Origin of the sequence: Pseudoduganella sp. R-34 (assembly GCF_049904655.1) — a bacterium.
Taxonomy (GTDB): Bacteria; Pseudomonadota; Gammaproteobacteria; order Burkholderiales; family Burkholderiaceae_D; genus Rugamonas.
Map to the genome: position 1 here is coordinate 5,523,027 of NZ_CP184572.1, position 15,142 is coordinate 5,538,168.

At 63.0% G+C, this 15,142-nt stretch carries 13 protein-coding genes; 4 read left to right on the forward strand and 9 right to left on the reverse strand.

The annotated features are described in order from the left end of the window. The first annotated feature begins 71 nt into the window (after window positions 1–71). Window positions 72–1,460: a PLP-dependent aminotransferase family protein gene (locus ACN9MW_RS25395; protein ID WP_426164009.1), complete on the forward strand. Its 1,389-nt coding sequence runs from the start codon at window positions 72–74 to the stop codon at window positions 1,458–1,460. Here ACN9MW_RS25395 and ACN9MW_RS25400 read toward each other — a convergent pair. Next, window positions 1,457–3,388 carry a helicase-related protein gene (locus ACN9MW_RS25400; protein WP_426164011.1) on the reverse strand — a complete coding sequence of 644 codons (1,932 nt, stop codon included), beginning with the start codon at window positions 3,386–3,388 and terminating at the stop codon, window positions 1,457–1,459. The genes ACN9MW_RS25395 and ACN9MW_RS25400 overlap by 4 nt on opposite strands. Before the next feature lie 33 nt (window positions 3,389–3,421). Continuing rightward, entirely contained in the window at window positions 3,422–4,258 is an 837-nt protein-coding gene (locus ACN9MW_RS25405) for a helix-turn-helix domain-containing protein (protein WP_426164014.1), read from the reverse strand. Between the two features lie 68 nt (window positions 4,259–4,326). Here ACN9MW_RS25405 and ACN9MW_RS25410 point away from each other — a divergent pair, with 68 nt between their 5' ends. After that, a complete protein-coding gene (locus tag ACN9MW_RS25410; RefSeq protein ID WP_426164016.1) occupies window positions 4,327–5,739 on the forward strand; it encodes a cytochrome P450 in 1,413 nt (470 codons plus the stop codon). Here ACN9MW_RS25410 and ACN9MW_RS25415 read toward each other — a convergent pair. Beyond that, window positions 5,690–6,478 carry a hypothetical protein gene (locus ACN9MW_RS25415; RefSeq protein ID WP_426164018.1) on the reverse strand — a complete coding sequence of 263 codons (789 nt, stop codon included), beginning with the start codon at window positions 6,476–6,478 and terminating at the stop codon, window positions 5,690–5,692. The genes ACN9MW_RS25410 and ACN9MW_RS25415 overlap by 50 nt on opposite strands. 112 nt (window positions 6,479–6,590) lie before the next feature. Here ACN9MW_RS25415 and ACN9MW_RS25420 point away from each other — a divergent pair, with 112 nt between their 5' ends. Together ACN9MW_RS25420 and ACN9MW_RS25425 are read left to right on the forward strand one after the other, a co-directional pair. Beyond that, entirely contained in the window at window positions 6,591–8,702 is a 2,112-nt protein-coding gene (locus ACN9MW_RS25420; RefSeq protein WP_426164020.1) for a prolyl oligopeptidase family serine peptidase, read from the forward strand. A gap of 18 nt (window positions 8,703–8,720) precedes the next feature. Beyond that, a complete protein-coding gene (locus tag ACN9MW_RS25425; RefSeq protein WP_426164022.1) occupies window positions 8,721–9,104 on the forward strand; it encodes an MAPEG family protein in 384 nt (127 codons plus the stop codon). Between the two features lie 3 nt (window positions 9,105–9,107). Here ACN9MW_RS25425 and ACN9MW_RS25430 read toward each other — a convergent pair whose 3' ends face one another. The 6 genes from ACN9MW_RS25430 to ACN9MW_RS25455 form a co-directional block, all read right to left on the reverse strand. After that, complete coding sequence (locus ACN9MW_RS25430; protein WP_426164024.1) at window positions 9,108–10,406, reverse strand: MFS transporter; 1,299 nt, start codon at window positions 10,404–10,406, stop codon at window positions 9,108–9,110. Between the two features lie 88 nt (window positions 10,407–10,494). Then, the gene (locus tag ACN9MW_RS25435) at window positions 10,495–11,226 is read right to left on the reverse strand and encodes a BON domain-containing protein (RefSeq protein WP_426164026.1); all 732 of its coding nucleotides are present in this window, start codon (window positions 11,224–11,226) and stop codon (window positions 10,495–10,497) included. A gap of 83 nt (window positions 11,227–11,309) precedes the next feature. Further along, window positions 11,310–11,996 (reverse strand): hypothetical protein, encoded by a 687-nt coding sequence (locus ACN9MW_RS25440; protein ID WP_426164028.1) that lies wholly within the window; start codon window positions 11,994–11,996, stop codon window positions 11,310–11,312. Window positions 11,997–12,098: 102 nt separating this feature from the next. After that, window positions 12,099–13,799: a dipeptidyl-peptidase 3 family protein gene (locus ACN9MW_RS25445; RefSeq protein ID WP_426164030.1), complete on the reverse strand. Its 1,701-nt coding sequence runs from the start codon at window positions 13,797–13,799 to the stop codon at window positions 12,099–12,101. Window positions 13,800–13,848: 49 nt separating this feature from the next. Next, the gene (locus ACN9MW_RS25450) at window positions 13,849–14,451 is read right to left on the reverse strand and encodes a short chain dehydrogenase (RefSeq protein ID WP_426164032.1); all 603 of its coding nucleotides are present in this window, start codon (window positions 14,449–14,451) and stop codon (window positions 13,849–13,851) included. Then, window positions 14,451–15,053, reverse strand: coding sequence for a short chain dehydrogenase (locus ACN9MW_RS25455; protein WP_426164034.1), 603 nt, complete (start codon window positions 15,051–15,053; stop codon window positions 14,451–14,453). Before ACN9MW_RS25455 ends, ACN9MW_RS25450 begins: the two co-directional genes overlap by 1 nt. Between the last annotated feature and the right edge of the window lie 89 nt (window positions 15,054–15,142).

The window sequence follows — 15,142 nt, forward strand, 5'->3', positions numbered from 1 at the left end:
TCGTCATGTTCGCCATCGACCGCAGCTCTCCCATCCCATTGTCCAAGCAGATTGAGACACAGTTACGGCACATGGTCGAGAGCCGCGCGCTGCCTGGCGGCTCCAAGCTGATGTCGATACGCCAGCTCGCCAGCCAGCTGGCAGTGAGCACGAACACCGTCGTTGTAGCCTATGACCGGCTGGTCGCGGCAGGCGTCATCGATTCGCAAGGCACGGCCGGCTTCTATGTCTGCACCAGGAATGACGAGGGCAAATCGATTCCTGACGAAGCCGCACTGGAAGCGGGCGAGGAGCAAGAGCCGGTCTGGCTGGCGCAGCAGGCAAACGATCAACGCGAAGGTGTATTGCTGGCCAGCAGCGGCGCACTGCCGCCAACCTGGCTGCAAGACGCAGTTCCGGCGGCCGCGATACAAAGGGCATTGGCCCGAAGCAGTGCCGGCATGGCCTCGCGCTGCCCGCCCCAGGGGCTGCCCGAATTGCGCGAACACATAGCGCTGCTGCTACGCGGCATAGGTGTGGACGTTGATGCCGGCCATGTACTCACCACCTTTGGCGGCACCCACGCGATCGACCTGATTTGCCGCAGCTTTCTACAGCCCGGCGACACCGTACTGGTCGAAGATCCCGGCTTCTTCCTGATGTTTGGCAGGCTGCGCCAAGAAGGGATACGCCTGGTCCCGATCAAGCGCCGTCCCGATGGCCTCGACCTGGACGAGCTGGAAGCGGCGTGCCGCGAACATCGACCGCGCATCCTGTTCGTGCAGACCGCCTTGCATAACCCCACCGGCTGGAGCAGCAGCGCCGCCAACCTGCATAAGGTATTGATGCTGGCGCAACAGCATGGCTTCCTGATTGCCGAAGACGACGTGCATGGCTATTTCCAGCAATCTCCAGGCACTCGGCTGGCTGCCCTGTCCGGGCTCGATGGGGTGATCTACTATTCGAGCTTCTGCAAGGCGCTGAGCCCTGCCTTGCGCATGGGCTACCTTGCTGCAACGCCCGCCCTGCTCAAGGTACTGATGCGCACCAAGATTCACTCCATCCTGACGACGCCTGCCTTGAACGAATATGTGCTGCTGGAAGTGCTTAGGGCGGGTAACCTGCGCAAGCACCTGGAGCGCTTGCAGCGCAAAATCATGGCGGCACGTAACGCCAGCTCGCGCCAGCTCAGCGCAGCCGGCGTGCAGTTCGAGCAGCCGGGCGACGCCGGCATTTTCCTGTGGGGCACCATGCCAGAAGGCCTGGACGTGGACCTGCTGGCGCAGGACGCATACCGCAACAAGATCCTGCTCATGCGCGGCGCCGCCTTCTCGCCCAGTGACACACCGGACCGGCACATTCGCTTCAACGTGGCCTTCAGCCAGCATCCGCGCCTTAGCCAGTACCTGCAAGAGCGGCTGGAGGCGGTCGCCGGTGCACGTTCAAGCCTCGACCGGATGCACGCGAAGAAGCCGGCCTAGCGGAAGCGCTTCGGCTGGCGGCGGCGGTTGGCGGCGTTCTGGTCCTGCAGGATGCCGTCAACCCTTTCGGAGGCGGAACGCGAGAGCTCCAGCGCCTGCGCCACGTCGGGGAAGAATTCAGGCAGGCGGTAGCCCAGCCAGGCGTAGGCCGAATAGAGGCGGCAGGCATCTTCCGCCTCCTGCAGGTTCATCCACTGCAGCGGGTTCTGCTCCGGATGCAGGTGGGTCACGCGCTGGCGCGACAACGATACGCACCAGTGTTCCCAAGCTTTCTGCAGCGTGACCACGTTGGAGGAAATCGGTACCAGCGACAGGGTGAACTTGTCCGCCACCGACAGAGGCAAGGTATCCAGCCATTCGGCGCGTTCGAACTGCTCCTCGGTGATGCGCGGGAAGAAGAAACCATCCGGCACGTCGATATTGTGAACGAAGCGCTTGAGCAAGCGCGCCAGCGAATCCTCGCCGGTGACGGCAGCGATACGGTGCAGGTGCTCCAGCGTCGGCGCCACGGCGAAACCTGTGGCTTTCAGCGGCGGCAATTTTTCCTTCAACAGCGAGCGCATCACGCCGTGCGTCTCGTCGTCGTAGCCCGCCACGTGGCCTTCCTCGTGCACGCCGTAGCGCCCTGCCCTGCCCGCGATCTGGCGCGCCAGGGCCGCAGGAATTTCCTCTTCCTCGTAGCCGTTGTACTTGACGGTGGTAGTCATCACCACGCGCTGGATCGGCAGGTTCAGGCCCATGGCAATCGCGTCCGTGCCCACTACCACGTCGGCATGGCCATCCCGGAAGCGCTGCGCCTGCGCGCGCCGCACTTCAGGCGACAGGTTGCCGTACACCGTGGCGACTGACAGGCCGGCTTCGGTCACCATGTCGCGCCACATCAGCACTTCGCGGCGCGAGAAGGCGATCACGGCGTCGCCCTTGCGCAAGCCTTTGAGCTTGCGCACGGCGGACGGTTCCATCGACAGCGGCGCCTTGCGCTTCAGGATGTGGACTTCGATCGGGCATTCCAGCCGCTCGGCCAGCGCTTCCACTGCGCGCCGCGCTTCGGCCGCGCCCACCAGGTAGACCGTGCGCGCCGGTGCGCCGCAGACGGCGGCGGTCCAGGCGGCACCGCGGTCGCGGTCGGACAGCATCTGGATCTCATCAATCACGGCCACCTCGACTTGCGTGCGCGTGTCCAGCATTTCCACCGTGCTGGCAACATGGGTTGCGCCTTCTTCGATACGGCGCTCTTCGCCGGTCACCAGGCTGACCTTCAGGTCCGGGTCGGAAGCTTGCAGGCGCTCGTAGTTCTCCAGCGCCAGCAGGCGCAGTGGCGCCAGATAAACGCCGCTGCGCGCTTTCGCCAACGCTTCCATCGCCTTGTGGGTCTTGCCGGAATTGGTCGGCCCCAGCAGCGCAATGAATTTGCGCGGCAGGCGGCGTGCGACTTCGAAGGTATCAGGGTATTCGGCCAGGTTGATGCTCTGGCGCGTGCGTTCAGCGTGGCGTTCTTCGCGATGGCGCTCGACCGCATGTTCCAGGCGCTGGCGGATGCGATCGAAGACGATGCCGGCCGGCTCGGAGGTCTGCATGTCTTCCAGCGCATGCAGGAAGTCCATCGGCCGCATGCCGTAGTCGTCGCATTCTTCGCGCAGCTCGGCGGCGAAAGCGACGACGTCGGCATGCAGGGCAGCCTGCGCAGCCTCGCTGCCGCGCTCCAGCAGCAGGGCCGCGCGCCCATCGCGCTCGAGCTTGCGCCATTTGGATGGCTTGGCCAGCACGCCTTGCTGCGGCACCAGGTCGTAGGGAATGTGCAGGCCGTCCAGCTCCACACTGCCGGTGAAGCGCAGGAATACGCGGCCTTCCTGCTTTGCCAGTTCGATGCCGCGGGCTGCAAGGCCCAGCTCAGTCACCAACTGTTCGTCGTCGTCAAAATCTGTCATGGCGAGACGATTATAGCGAATGGGGCCGCGCTGCTAGTTCCAGATACGGTAGACCCAGTAGGTTTCGTCTTCCAGCCCGCGCCGCAGGATCTCGGACGGGCTAAGCCCGCTGATCGCGCGCGCTTCGCGGCTCATGTGCGACTGGTCGGAATAACCTCCCAGCTGCGCCATGTCGCCGAGCGAAACCTTGCCTTTCAGCGCGGCGTCGCGCGCGGCGATGAAAGTCTGTTCGGCGCGATAGGAGCGGCGCAGGCGGCGCAGCGGCTGCCCTGCCCATTCGCGGATGCGCCGTTCGGCCATGCGCACGCTGCGGCCGATGCCTGCGGCGGCCGCACGGCCTTCCATGCGGCGCACCCAATCGCCTACCGCGCCATCGAAAGTGCTGTCGTCGCGCACGGCGCGCCAGCGCGGCTCAAGGAATTCCTCCAGCAAGGCCACACGCGTTTCGTCGTCGGGCGCGGCAAGCATTTGCGCCGCCAGCTGCTGCCATTCGGCGTCGAGCATCACATCGAGCGGCTGGAACTGGTCGACGATGGTGCTCATGTCGATCCCCGTCAGGCGGTGCAGCGCTTCGGGGAAAAAAAGCACGGTCATGAAATGCGTGGGGCCCGGGTTGGCGGACACCGTGGGACCGGTCCACGCACCCGACAGCAGCACGCCGCCCTCCTGACACTTCTCCGCCATCGGCGGCTCCACCATCTGGGACTCGCCCACCAGTTGCAGGAACAGCACCGGAAAACCTGTCGCCGGATAACGGTTGAGGCGCTGCTCGTCGGGCAACTCGCAGCCGACCGTATTGCGCACGACGATCGCACGCAGGCAGGAGGCGAGCGAACGGCGCGGCACGATGAATTTACTAATTGGCAACATGCACAGCATTGTAGCGCGATGTCGCAAATGTTCAAGACCGGACCGCACGGTCGACGCATACTGGCAGCATGAATACGACAACCGCCCCCACTCGCGGCGCGCTGCGCCAACTCTCCGACCTGCCCGGCCCAAGGGGCCTGCCCTTCCTCGGCAATATCTTGCAACTGCGGCCGCGCAAGGTGCATGCCGATGTCGAAGCCCTGGCGAACCAATATGGCTCGCTGTTCCGGATGAGCATTGGCCGCTCCCAGGCGCTGGTCGTTGCCGATGCGGCGCTGGTCAATGGCATACTGCGCGACCGGCCGGACGGCTTCCGGCGCCCCGACGTCACGGCCCAGGTGTCGGATGAAATGGGCGGCGAGCGCGGTGTCTTCCTGGCCGAAGGCGCGGCCTGGCGCAACCAGCGCAAGATGGTGATGCAGGCATTCGCCCCGCATGCGATCAAAGCCTATTTCCCCTTGCTGGCGCGCGTCGGTACGCGCCTGCAGGGACGCTGGGCGCTGGCGGCGCAGGAAGGCCGCCCCATCGCACTGAATGCAGACCTGAAGCGCTACACGGTGGACGTGATCGCCGGGCTGGCGTTCGGCGAAGAGGTCAACACCATCGAGCATGGCGACGACGTGGTGCAGCAGCAGCTGGAGCTGATCATGGAAGGTACCGCGCGCCGATCCCTGCTGCCGGTCCCGTACTGGCGCTACGTGAAGCTGCCCTACGACCGCAAGCTGAAGGCGGCAGTCCTTGCCATGCGCGAAGCGACCAATGGCTTCATCGCCAAGGCACGCCAGCGCATGCAGGACGATCCTTCCCGCGCCGAGAAGCCGCAGAACATGCTGGAAGCGATGCTGGCCGCAGCGGACCAGGAAGGCAGCGGCATCGACCACGCCGCAGTAGTCGGCAATGTCAGCACCATGTTGCTGGCGGGCGAAGACACAACATCCAGCGCTCTGTCCTGGCTAATCTGGCTCCTGTCTCGCCACCCGGCGGCGCTACAACGCGCGCAGGAAGAAGTGCGGCGCGTTGCACCCGATCCGGCAGGCTTCAGCATCGAGCAGATGGACCAGCTGGAATACATCGACGCCTGCGCGCACGAGGCCATGCGCCTCAAGCCGCCGGCGCCCTTCATTCCATTGCAGGCCAACCGCGACTTCGTGGTGGGCGATGTGCAGGTGCCGAAGGACAGCGTGGTGTGGTGCGTGCTGCGGCACGACAGCGTGGCGGAAGCGAAGCTGTGCAATGCAGCCGCTTTCGATCCGCAGCGCTGGCTGGATGGCAGCAATGCGCGCCAACTTGCAATGCCCTTCGGTTCAGGCCCTCGCCTCTGTCCGGGACGCTACCTGTCGCTGTTGGAAATCAAGGTGGCCATGGCTTGCCTGCTGGGGCGCTTCGAGCTGCTTTCCGTCGAAGGAGACAGCGAGGAATACCACGGCTTTGTCATGTCGCCAGGCGCTTTGACGATGCGGCTTTCACCAATAGCTGGATAGTCAGCGCGAAAACAAAGGCGCAGAAGAAGGATGCCGCCACCGGCTGCGCGCGCAGCAGCAGCGAGATCGCCACGCAAAATGCGGCGAAGGCAAAGTAGCCCAGCATGGTGCCGCGCAGCAGTTGCACCGCGCTGTTGCGGCCTGCCTGTACGTGGGTGAAGCCCGTCAGCACCGTGCCCATGACCGGGAACATGGCCAGGAAGCCGCTCAGGCGTGGCCCCAGCCCTGCGGCCGCCGCGCTGACCGACATCACCAGCACTGCACCCGCCAGCATCCGCCACGGCAAGTCGCCGCCACGCCGCGCCGGCACCGCACTCGCGGCAGCGGATGGCGTAGCCGGCGTCGAGGGGAACAAGCGAGGCGCGACAAGCAGCGCGACCACAACAGCCGCAGCTGCAAACGGCAACGCCAGGTGCAGCGACTGCAGTCCCGCCACCGCCAGCGCCCATGTACTCAACGCAACCGGCATGGCGCCGGCAACGCCCATCCGGCCGGAGGCCCACGCGTACGCCAGGCTGAAGGCAATCATTGCCAGCACGGCCATCAGGGTCCCTTCCGCCGCTGTCGCGGCAAACCCGGCGCCTTGCTCCAGCGAGATCGCCAGCAGTATCGGCCCCGCGACGATCGGAAAAGCCGAAAGCCAGCCGGCAACGCCGGGTCCCCAGCGCCGGCCGGCCAGCGTGACTGCATAGATCAATGAGGGGACGAGGAAGAGTTTCAGGGCGAGGATGGAATTCATGGGGCGCGAGTCTAGCACGCTCGCCCTTTGTAACGACTAAGTAACAGCACGTTGACACAGGAGCCTCGATTCCGCACTATCCTCGCTCCCTTGTTCCAACGAAGCCATTGCAATGACTGCAACTAACATCCTCCCCAAACTCACCTCCCTGCTGCTCCTCGCTGCATGCGCCGGCCTGTCCCAGGCGGCAGCAGTCGAACCAGCCAAACACGCCATCACCCACGAGGACGTGTGGCTGATGAAGCGCGTCGGCGCCCCGCAGCCCAGCCCGGACGGCAAATGGGCCGTGTTCTCGGTCACCGATCCGGCCTACGACAGCAAGGAGCAATGGTCCGACATCTGGATCAAGTCCCTGGTGGACGATAGCGCACCGCGCCGCCTGACCTTCAGCAAAGGCGGCGAATCCGCCCACGCCTGGTCGCCGGACAGCCGCTTCCTGCTGTTCGTCGCCAAGCGCGAAGGCGACGAAGCGCCGCAGATCTACCGCCTCGACGTCGCCAGCGGCGGCGAAGCGCAGCGCATGACTACCCTGACGCTGGGCGCGCGCATGCCGAAGTGGAGCCCGGACGGCAAGCAGATCCTGTTCGTCAGCGAGATCTTCCCAGGAACGACCGATGAAGAAGCAGTCAAGAAGGTGGCCAAGGAGCGCAAGGACCGCAAATATAGCGCCCGCGCCTACGAGTCCTTCCCGCCGCGCTTCTTCGACAAATGGCTGGACGACAAGAAGGTGCGCCTGTTCGTGATGGATGCGCAGGCCGACGCCAAGCCGCGCGATATCCTAGCCGGCAGCAAGCTGGCCGACCTGCCGGGGTTCGGCGGCAGCCAGGGCGACGACGGACAGTCCCTGAACGCGGTCTGGACGCCCGACGGCAAAGGCGTGGTGTTCGCCGTTTCCACCAACCGTGACGAAGCCGCACGCGCCTCCACCTTCACCCAGATCTACAGCGTTCCGCTGGGCGGCGGCGAGCCGACCCAGTTGACGAAGGATGGCCGCAGCTACCACGACCTGCGCTTCTCCCCGGATGGCAAGACCCTGCTCGCGCTGACCGAGGAAGAAGCGCCGAACAAGGTGTACGACCTGACCCGCGTAGCCAGCTTCGCCTGGCCCTTCACCAGCGCACAGCCGAAGATCCTGACCCAGGACCTGGACCGCTCGATTTCGCGCATCGCTCTGCCGGGTGACGGCAAGCGCATTTACTACTCCTTCGAGCATGCCGGCCTGGAAAAGGTTAATTCGATGACCTACGCCGGCAGCGACAAGCGCGAAGAACCATCGCTGCCGAACGGCTCGATCAACTCGCTCAACGCGGGCGGCAAGGCACTGGTAGGCGTATGGGAATCGGCCGTCAACCCGCCGGAAATCTACTCGTTCAACGGCGCCCCGAAGCGACTGACCTCCTTCAATGTGGAGAAAGCCGCGACGATCGACTGGCAGGCGCCCGAGCATTTCTGGTACAAGACACCGGACGGCCGCCAGATCCACAACATGATCGTCAAGCCGGCCGGCTTTGACCCGAACAAGAAATACCCGCTGTTTGCGGTGATCCACGGCGGCGCCGCAAACATGTGGCGCGACCAGTTCGTGCTGCGCTGGAACTACCACTTGCTGGCCAAGCCGGGCTATGTAGTGCTGCTGACCGACTACAAGGGCTCCACCGGCTACGGCGAAGAATTCGCGCGCTCGATCCAGCATGACCCGCTGAAAGGCCCGGGCGACGAAATCAACTGGGCAGTTGACGAAGCGATCAAGAAATATCCATTCATCGACAGCACCAGGCTGGCGGCAGGCGGCGCAAGCTACGGCGGCCACCTGGCCAACTGGCTGCAGGCCACCACCACCCGCTACAAGGCCATCGTGTCGCACGCTGGCGAGATGGACCTGGTGATGCAGTGGGGTACCAGCGACAGCATCTATGGCCGTGAAGTCAACGGCGGCGGCCCGGTATGGAGCGACCTGCCCGTATGGCGCGAGCAAAGCCCGATCATGCAAGGTACGAACCACGAGAAAGGCACCGGCTTCAAGACGCCGATCCTGATCACCGTCGGCGAACTGGATTACCGTGTACCGGTCAACAACGCGCTGATGAACTTCGCGGCGCAACAACGCTTGAATACCCCTAGCAAACTGGTAGTATTCCCGGACGAAAACCACTGGATCCTGAAAGGCGAAAACAGCCGCTACTTCTACAACGAAGTTCACGGCTGGCTCGCCAAATACCTTTAATAAGAGGAGAAGTAAAAAATGACGGTTGCAAACTGGTGTATCGCCGCGGCCTGCCTGCTGCCCATGGTCGTCGCGATGACATCCAAAGTCGCCTCGGTCACGAGCAATGACCGCTACGACAATACCGATCCGCGCGACTGGGCCGGCCGCCAGGCTGGCTGGATGAAGCGCGCCATCGCTGCACAGCACAACGGCTTTGAGGCACTGCCGCTGTTCATTGCAGCCGTCATCCTCGCGCAGCAGGCCCACGCCAACCAGGACCGCATCGATATCCTGGCGATGTCCTTTGTCCTGATCCGCGTGACCTACAGCATCATCTACATCAGCAACCTCGCTACCATGCGCACGGTGGTGTGGTTCGCCGGCATCCTCGTCAGCCTGGCGATCCTGGCCCACTCCTGACCGTCATGCGGCGCTGGCTGCGACCGGCGCCGCTGCTGCGGCCGGCCGCAACCTGATCGCCAGCACCATCAGGCCAGCCACCAGGCAGGCAGCGCCTGCAGTGAACAGCGCGGGATTGTAGGTAAGCAGCAGCGTACGCACCTGCCCTGCCCCGAACGCAGCGACTGCAGCACCCAACTGGTGGGCTGCGAAAATCCAGCCGAACACCATGCCCGCTTTCTCCTTGCCGAATGTCGTTGCGACCAGGCGCACGGTTGGCGGCACGGTGGCGATCCAGTCCAGGCCATAGAACATGGCGAATATCGACAGCCCGTAAAGCGTGAACTCCGAATACGGAAGCCACAGAAGCGACAGGCCGCGCAGGCTGTAATACCAGAACAGCAGCTTGCGGTTGTCGTAGCGGTCCGACAGCCAGCCGGACAGGATCGTGCCAATCAGGTCGAAGGCGCCCATCATCGCCAGTACCGAAGCAGCAGGCACCGGACCCAGGCCGGCATCGCCGCACAGGGAAATGAAGTGGGTCTGGATCAGGCCATTGGTACTCAGACCGCAGATGAAGAAGCTGCCGGCCAGCAGCCAGAACACCCGGCTGCCCGACGCTTCTCGCAGGATGCGGAACGGCGTCGCGAAACCAATCGTCATTGACGCCGTAACTGTCGCTGCAGGCTGCGTTGCACCAAACGGCGCCAGGCCAACATCGGCAGGACGATTACGCATCAGGAAGAACACGGCAATCGCAACGACGCCGCACGCCACCAGCACCGGCACGACAGCCATGCGCCAGCCGAAATGCTCCACCAGCCATGCCCCTACCGGCAGGAAGATCAACTGCCCGGTTGCCGAACTGGCCGTCAGCAAGCCGACCACCAGGCCGCGCCGGGTCTCGAACCAGCGATTGGAGACTACGGCGCTCAGGACCAGCGCTGTCATGCCCGAGCCCACGCCCAGCATCACGCCCCACAACAGCACCAGGTGCCAGAACTGCGTCATCCCCAGCGCCAGCAAGGAGCCCGCCGTGATCAGGGCAAGCGCCGTCACCACCACTTTACGCAAGCCGAAGCGCTCCATCAGGATCGCCGAGAAGGGCCCCATCAGGCCAAACAGGGCGAAGCGCACGGCCAGGGCCGACGATATCTGGTCGACACCCCAGCCGAACTCCTTGCTCAGGGGCTGCAGCAGCGCGCCCGGCAAGCCGAGTGCGGCCGATGAGGTCAGCCCGGTCAGGAAGGTCAAGGCAACGATGACCCACGCATAGTGGATGCCGCGGCGCTGCAACCACTGGGAGAAAGTTTGAGCAATCATGCGCCGCATCTTAGATGATGATCATCATGAATGCAAGAAAAAGAAAAGCCGGCGCTGGGCCGGCCCCTCTTTGGCGCAAGGCGCCCGTTTATTTCTTGATCTGCAGGGAAGACTTCACTTCCTGCACGCCCTCGACTTTGCGGGCCAGTTCGACAGCTTTGTCAGCTTCAGCCTTCGATGGCACGAAGCCGCTCAGCATGACGATCCCCTTCTGGGTTTCGACGTGCACGTCCATGGCTTTCACCAGCGGGTCGGCGGCATATTCTGCCTTCACCTTGGTGGTGATCATGGTATCGGACATCGCGGTGCGGGTGCCGGCGGTTGCGTCACGTGCAGCCGCGCGTGTATCGGCAGTTGCCTCGCGCGTAGTATTGGCCAGGTTGGTTCCAGCTTCGCGGGTCTCCTGGGCAATGGTCTCAGTGGTGCTTGGCGTGCCAGCATTGGCCAGCGCGGTCTTATGGGCGGACTTGGCGTCCGACTTGCAGGCCGACTTGGCCGAACCGCTCATGTCGTCGCAACGCTCCTTGGCCAGGTCATACTCTGCATCGGCCAGTTTTTTCTGGGCCTTTTCTACGTCCCTGGGCGTGTTCTGGTGCTGCCTGGTCGCGTCCAGGATAGCGCGCGCTTCGGCTACTTTGGCTTCGTCCTTGCAGATGTCTTCAGCATTACCCTTCAGGCTCTTGCAATTGTCCTTAGCAACCTTGTAGTCGGATTCAGCCTTGTCCTTCGCAGCCTTGTAGGCGTCGTTATCGGCAGCCTGCGCGACGGCGAATGAAGTACTGAACAGGGCAGCCAGCGAAATACACAGGATTTTCTTCATGGTTAGTCCCCTTTAGGATGGTTTGCATGGGAATTACACGCCTCCCGGGGACTAAATTCTGTGCGCGACCGAACACAGTTGCGTTATTGCTCGTCTTTAAGTAAGCCTTTGCCCCACAGCACGCGCGCCTGCTCGAAGGGGTTATGTTCGCTAGAGAACACAGCGCCATCGGCCGCAAGCTGCAGCCAGGCGCGCGTGTTGTGCGAGCCGTGCTCGACAGGCTGGCGCACCTGCATCAGCCAGGCATGCACCTGCTTGTATTGCGCGGCATTCGCGCGTTGCGTCCATGCCAACGCCACCAGGTCGGAGAAGGCTTCCTCGCGGCGGGTATCGCGCATTTCCTTCGACAGTGCCTGCAGTTCAGGGTTGTCGAGCTGTTCATGCGGACCCTCGACAAAGCCGGCCGGCAAAGCATGCCAGCTGCCGTGCGCCTGGCGCCAGCAATGGCCGACTTCGTGCGCCGTCATGGCTTCGATCAGGATTTTCTGTTGCTCGGCAGGTACGCCGGACAGCACTTCTTCCGCTTGGGGATTGCCGCGCATGGAGAACACCAGCTTGCAGCGGCCATCGGCAAAACCCATGGCCAGCGGCACGTCGTTCGGACCGGCTTGCGGCTGGACCACGATATCAATCGGAAGTTTGAGTTCCTGCTTGGCATACGCCAGCACGGGAGAACCGGCTTGCAGCCAGCGGGTTTCAGTTTCAGTCAGCTGTGCAGCGCCAGCAGAAGCAGCGAAGAAGGACAGCAGGATTGGCAGGCTCAGCTTCATAACAGAACTCCGGTAACTGGCTACAACTATACATGCCTTACGGCAAGCTGTTACCGGAGTTTCTGTGCTGTTACAAAATATTGGCTGAGCTCGTCGACAAGTTTATTTGGCGAGCAAGGAGTTGGCAGTCGGGAAAGACGGACGAATGTCGTTCGGGACCTTCTTCATTTTATCCAAAGCCTTCTGCACGTCCGGGCGGATGACGACGTACTTTGCCATCATCTCCTTGGCGCGTGCGTAATCGCCGGTGGCTTCGATGGTAAGGAACTCGCGGTCAAGATCGATCACCGCCTGTTTGATCTTCTTGAAGTCGACCGAGAAGTTGCCGTCGCCGTGCGACACGAAGCCGCCCTTGTCCAGCAGGTAGTTGACCTGGATCGCCATGCCGCGCGCGTGCGAGTCGGTCAGGCCGAAGTGCAGCGTGCGGAAAGCCGATGCCAGGAAGGTGGTGTGCAGCTTGCGCTCCGCCGCCTCGCCCTGGCCCAGCGTGTCGTTCAACTGCCCCTTCTCCATCATGTACATCAACGCAAACAGGCCGGTGATGTCGGCTTTCGCTTCCTCGATGGTGGAATAGGCTTCCTTCAAGTCCTGGCGCGGGGTCGATTCGGTGGCGCCGGCCTTGGTGATGTGCGGGCCCAGGCCGTGGGTGATTTCGTGCGCCAGGATGTGCGTGAAGAAGGAGTTGAAGTCCAGGTCCTTCTGGTCCGCTGGACGCAACACCAGCTTGGCGATCGGCGTCAGCGTGGCCTTGAATTTTTCTTCCTGCACGTTCTTCAGCATCACGCGCTTGGAACCGCGCTGGCTGATGATGCGCTCGTCGTTCGGCAGGTTGTAGGCGGCAGTCTGCACGCCCATATTGCCGTCGCCCGCTCCGTAGACCTGGTTCACCACCACCATCGGCGCAACAGCGCCCACCTTCGGATTGCGGTACATCGGATCGACAGGCAGGTTGTCTTCCAGCTCCTGCATATGCTTGGCGAAGAAGTCCAGCTTGCGCGTTTCCTTTTCGTCGCGGATGTTCACATAGGCTTCGAAGGCGGCCTTGTAACCAAACAGTTCGTCGTTGTATGTCTCGTATGGGCCGATGGTGACGTCGACCGGCGAATCCAGGTCCATCCAGGCGAAGTCGGAAGGCAGGTAATCGTTGGACAGGAAGGCATCCGCACGCAGGTCGAGGAATTTCTTCAGGGAGGCGTTGCTGGTGGCGGCAGCAGCTTCCTTCAGCAGCTTAGACAGCTTTTCCAGCTCCGGCTTGTATTCTTCGGAATACTTCACGATCTTGAACTTGCCGTCATCGCCTTTGCGGATGGTGGTGAAGAACCACTGCGCGTCCTGCTTCTGCGCGGCAGGCAGGCCGTTGATCCAGGCTTCCACTTCTTCCTTGCTCACGCCTTCCGGATAGAAGTTGGCGGCGGCAGGCTTATGATCCGGTACCTTGATGCCCGCTACTTCCGCCGGCAGGAAGGATTTGTGGTCGTCGAGGATGGACCACGGGCCCTTGTTCAGCCAGAAGTACTCGGCGCGCGCCTTGCCCAGCCGGGACTTGTCCTTTTGCAGTGCAGCGTACAAGGCCTCGTTGCCGGACCAGCGCTGGCGCAGTTGCAGGGTATCGACGATCTTCGCCGCCTCGATCAGCTTCCTGATCGCCTGGCGGTCGCCTGCCGTCAGGTGCGAAGTGTCGGCTTTCAGTTGTACCGGCGCGTAGCGCCTGGTCATCTTCTGCAACTCGGCGACGTCGGCGGGAGCAGCGGCAGCGGTGGCGCTGGCAATCGCCAGCACCAGCGGGGACAGGAGGTTTTTCATGTGGCCTTTTCTCTACAGTTAAAAGGAAGGCCACATTGTATGCCTGCGTCTACCAGGCGCGGTAGGTTTTTCCGGTTTCCGCGCCTTCCACGCAACGGCTGTAGGCGCGTGCTACACGGCTCGAAGGAACGGGCTCGAAGCCATGAAACAGCGACTCGAACTTTTCCACCGATTCCTCCAGCAGCGAAGGATTGACCACGTTGATGCGCAGGCCGCGCTGCAGCTCCACCGCCGCGCCGCGGGCAAAGCCCTCGATGCCGTTGTTGACGGTCACCGTATTGGCGCAGCCGCGCAGGGGATTGTGCGCATCGACGCCGCTGGTCAGGGTGATCGAACCGCCATCGCTCAGCGCATGCTGCGCGACCAGCGCCACGTTCACCTGCCCCATCAGCTTTGAATCGAGACCGATGCGGAACTGCCCGTGCGTCATCGCTTCCAGCGGGCCGACGTGAAGCGCACCCGCAGCGACCACCACATCGTCCACCCTGCCGGTTGCCGCGAACAGGGCCTGCACCGAAGCGATGTCTTCGATTGCCACGCGATGATCGCCGCTATTCCGGCCAGCGGTGATCACGCGATGGCGCTTGCCCAGCTCCCGCACCACGGCGCCGCCGATGGTGCCGGTGCCGCCAATAACCAGGACCGTACGCATTACCACACGCGGTAAGTCTTGCCGTTGTCCGCGCCTTCCACGCTGCGGCTGTAAGCCAGGGCCACGCGCTTCACTGGCACGGTTTCAACGCCGTAGAAATAAGGGCCATAAGTCTCGACTGACTCGTTGACCAGGGTCGGGCTGACGGAGTTGATGCGCAGCCCGCGCGGCAGCTCAATGGCGGCGCCAAGCACGAAGCCATCCACGGCAGCGTTGACGGTGGTGGCATTGACGCCGTAGCGGACCGGATTGTCCGACAGGCTGCCGCTGGTCAAGGTGATCGAACCGCCGTCATTCAGGTACTTCTGCGCCGCCAGCGCCACATTCACCTGGCCCAGCAGCTTGGAGTTCAGGCCGATCTGGAACTGCTCCGCGGTCATCTCCTGCAACGCGCCGAAATGGGCGTCACCGGCAGCCACCACCACGCCATCCACCTTGCCGACTTTTTCGAACAGCGCCTGCACCGAAGCCGGGTCCTCGATCCTGACCTGGTACTGGCCGCTGTTGCGGCCCACACTGATCACTTCATGGCGCAAGCCCAGTTGTTCCACGATCCCTTTGCCGATGGTGCCCGAGGCGCCGATAACGATGATCTTTTTCATGTTGAATCTCCTGTTGGGTTTCGAAGTGAAGCCAGTATGCGCTCCGTCACCACAGGAATAAATGAGCTATCATTTAGTTAATTACAAAC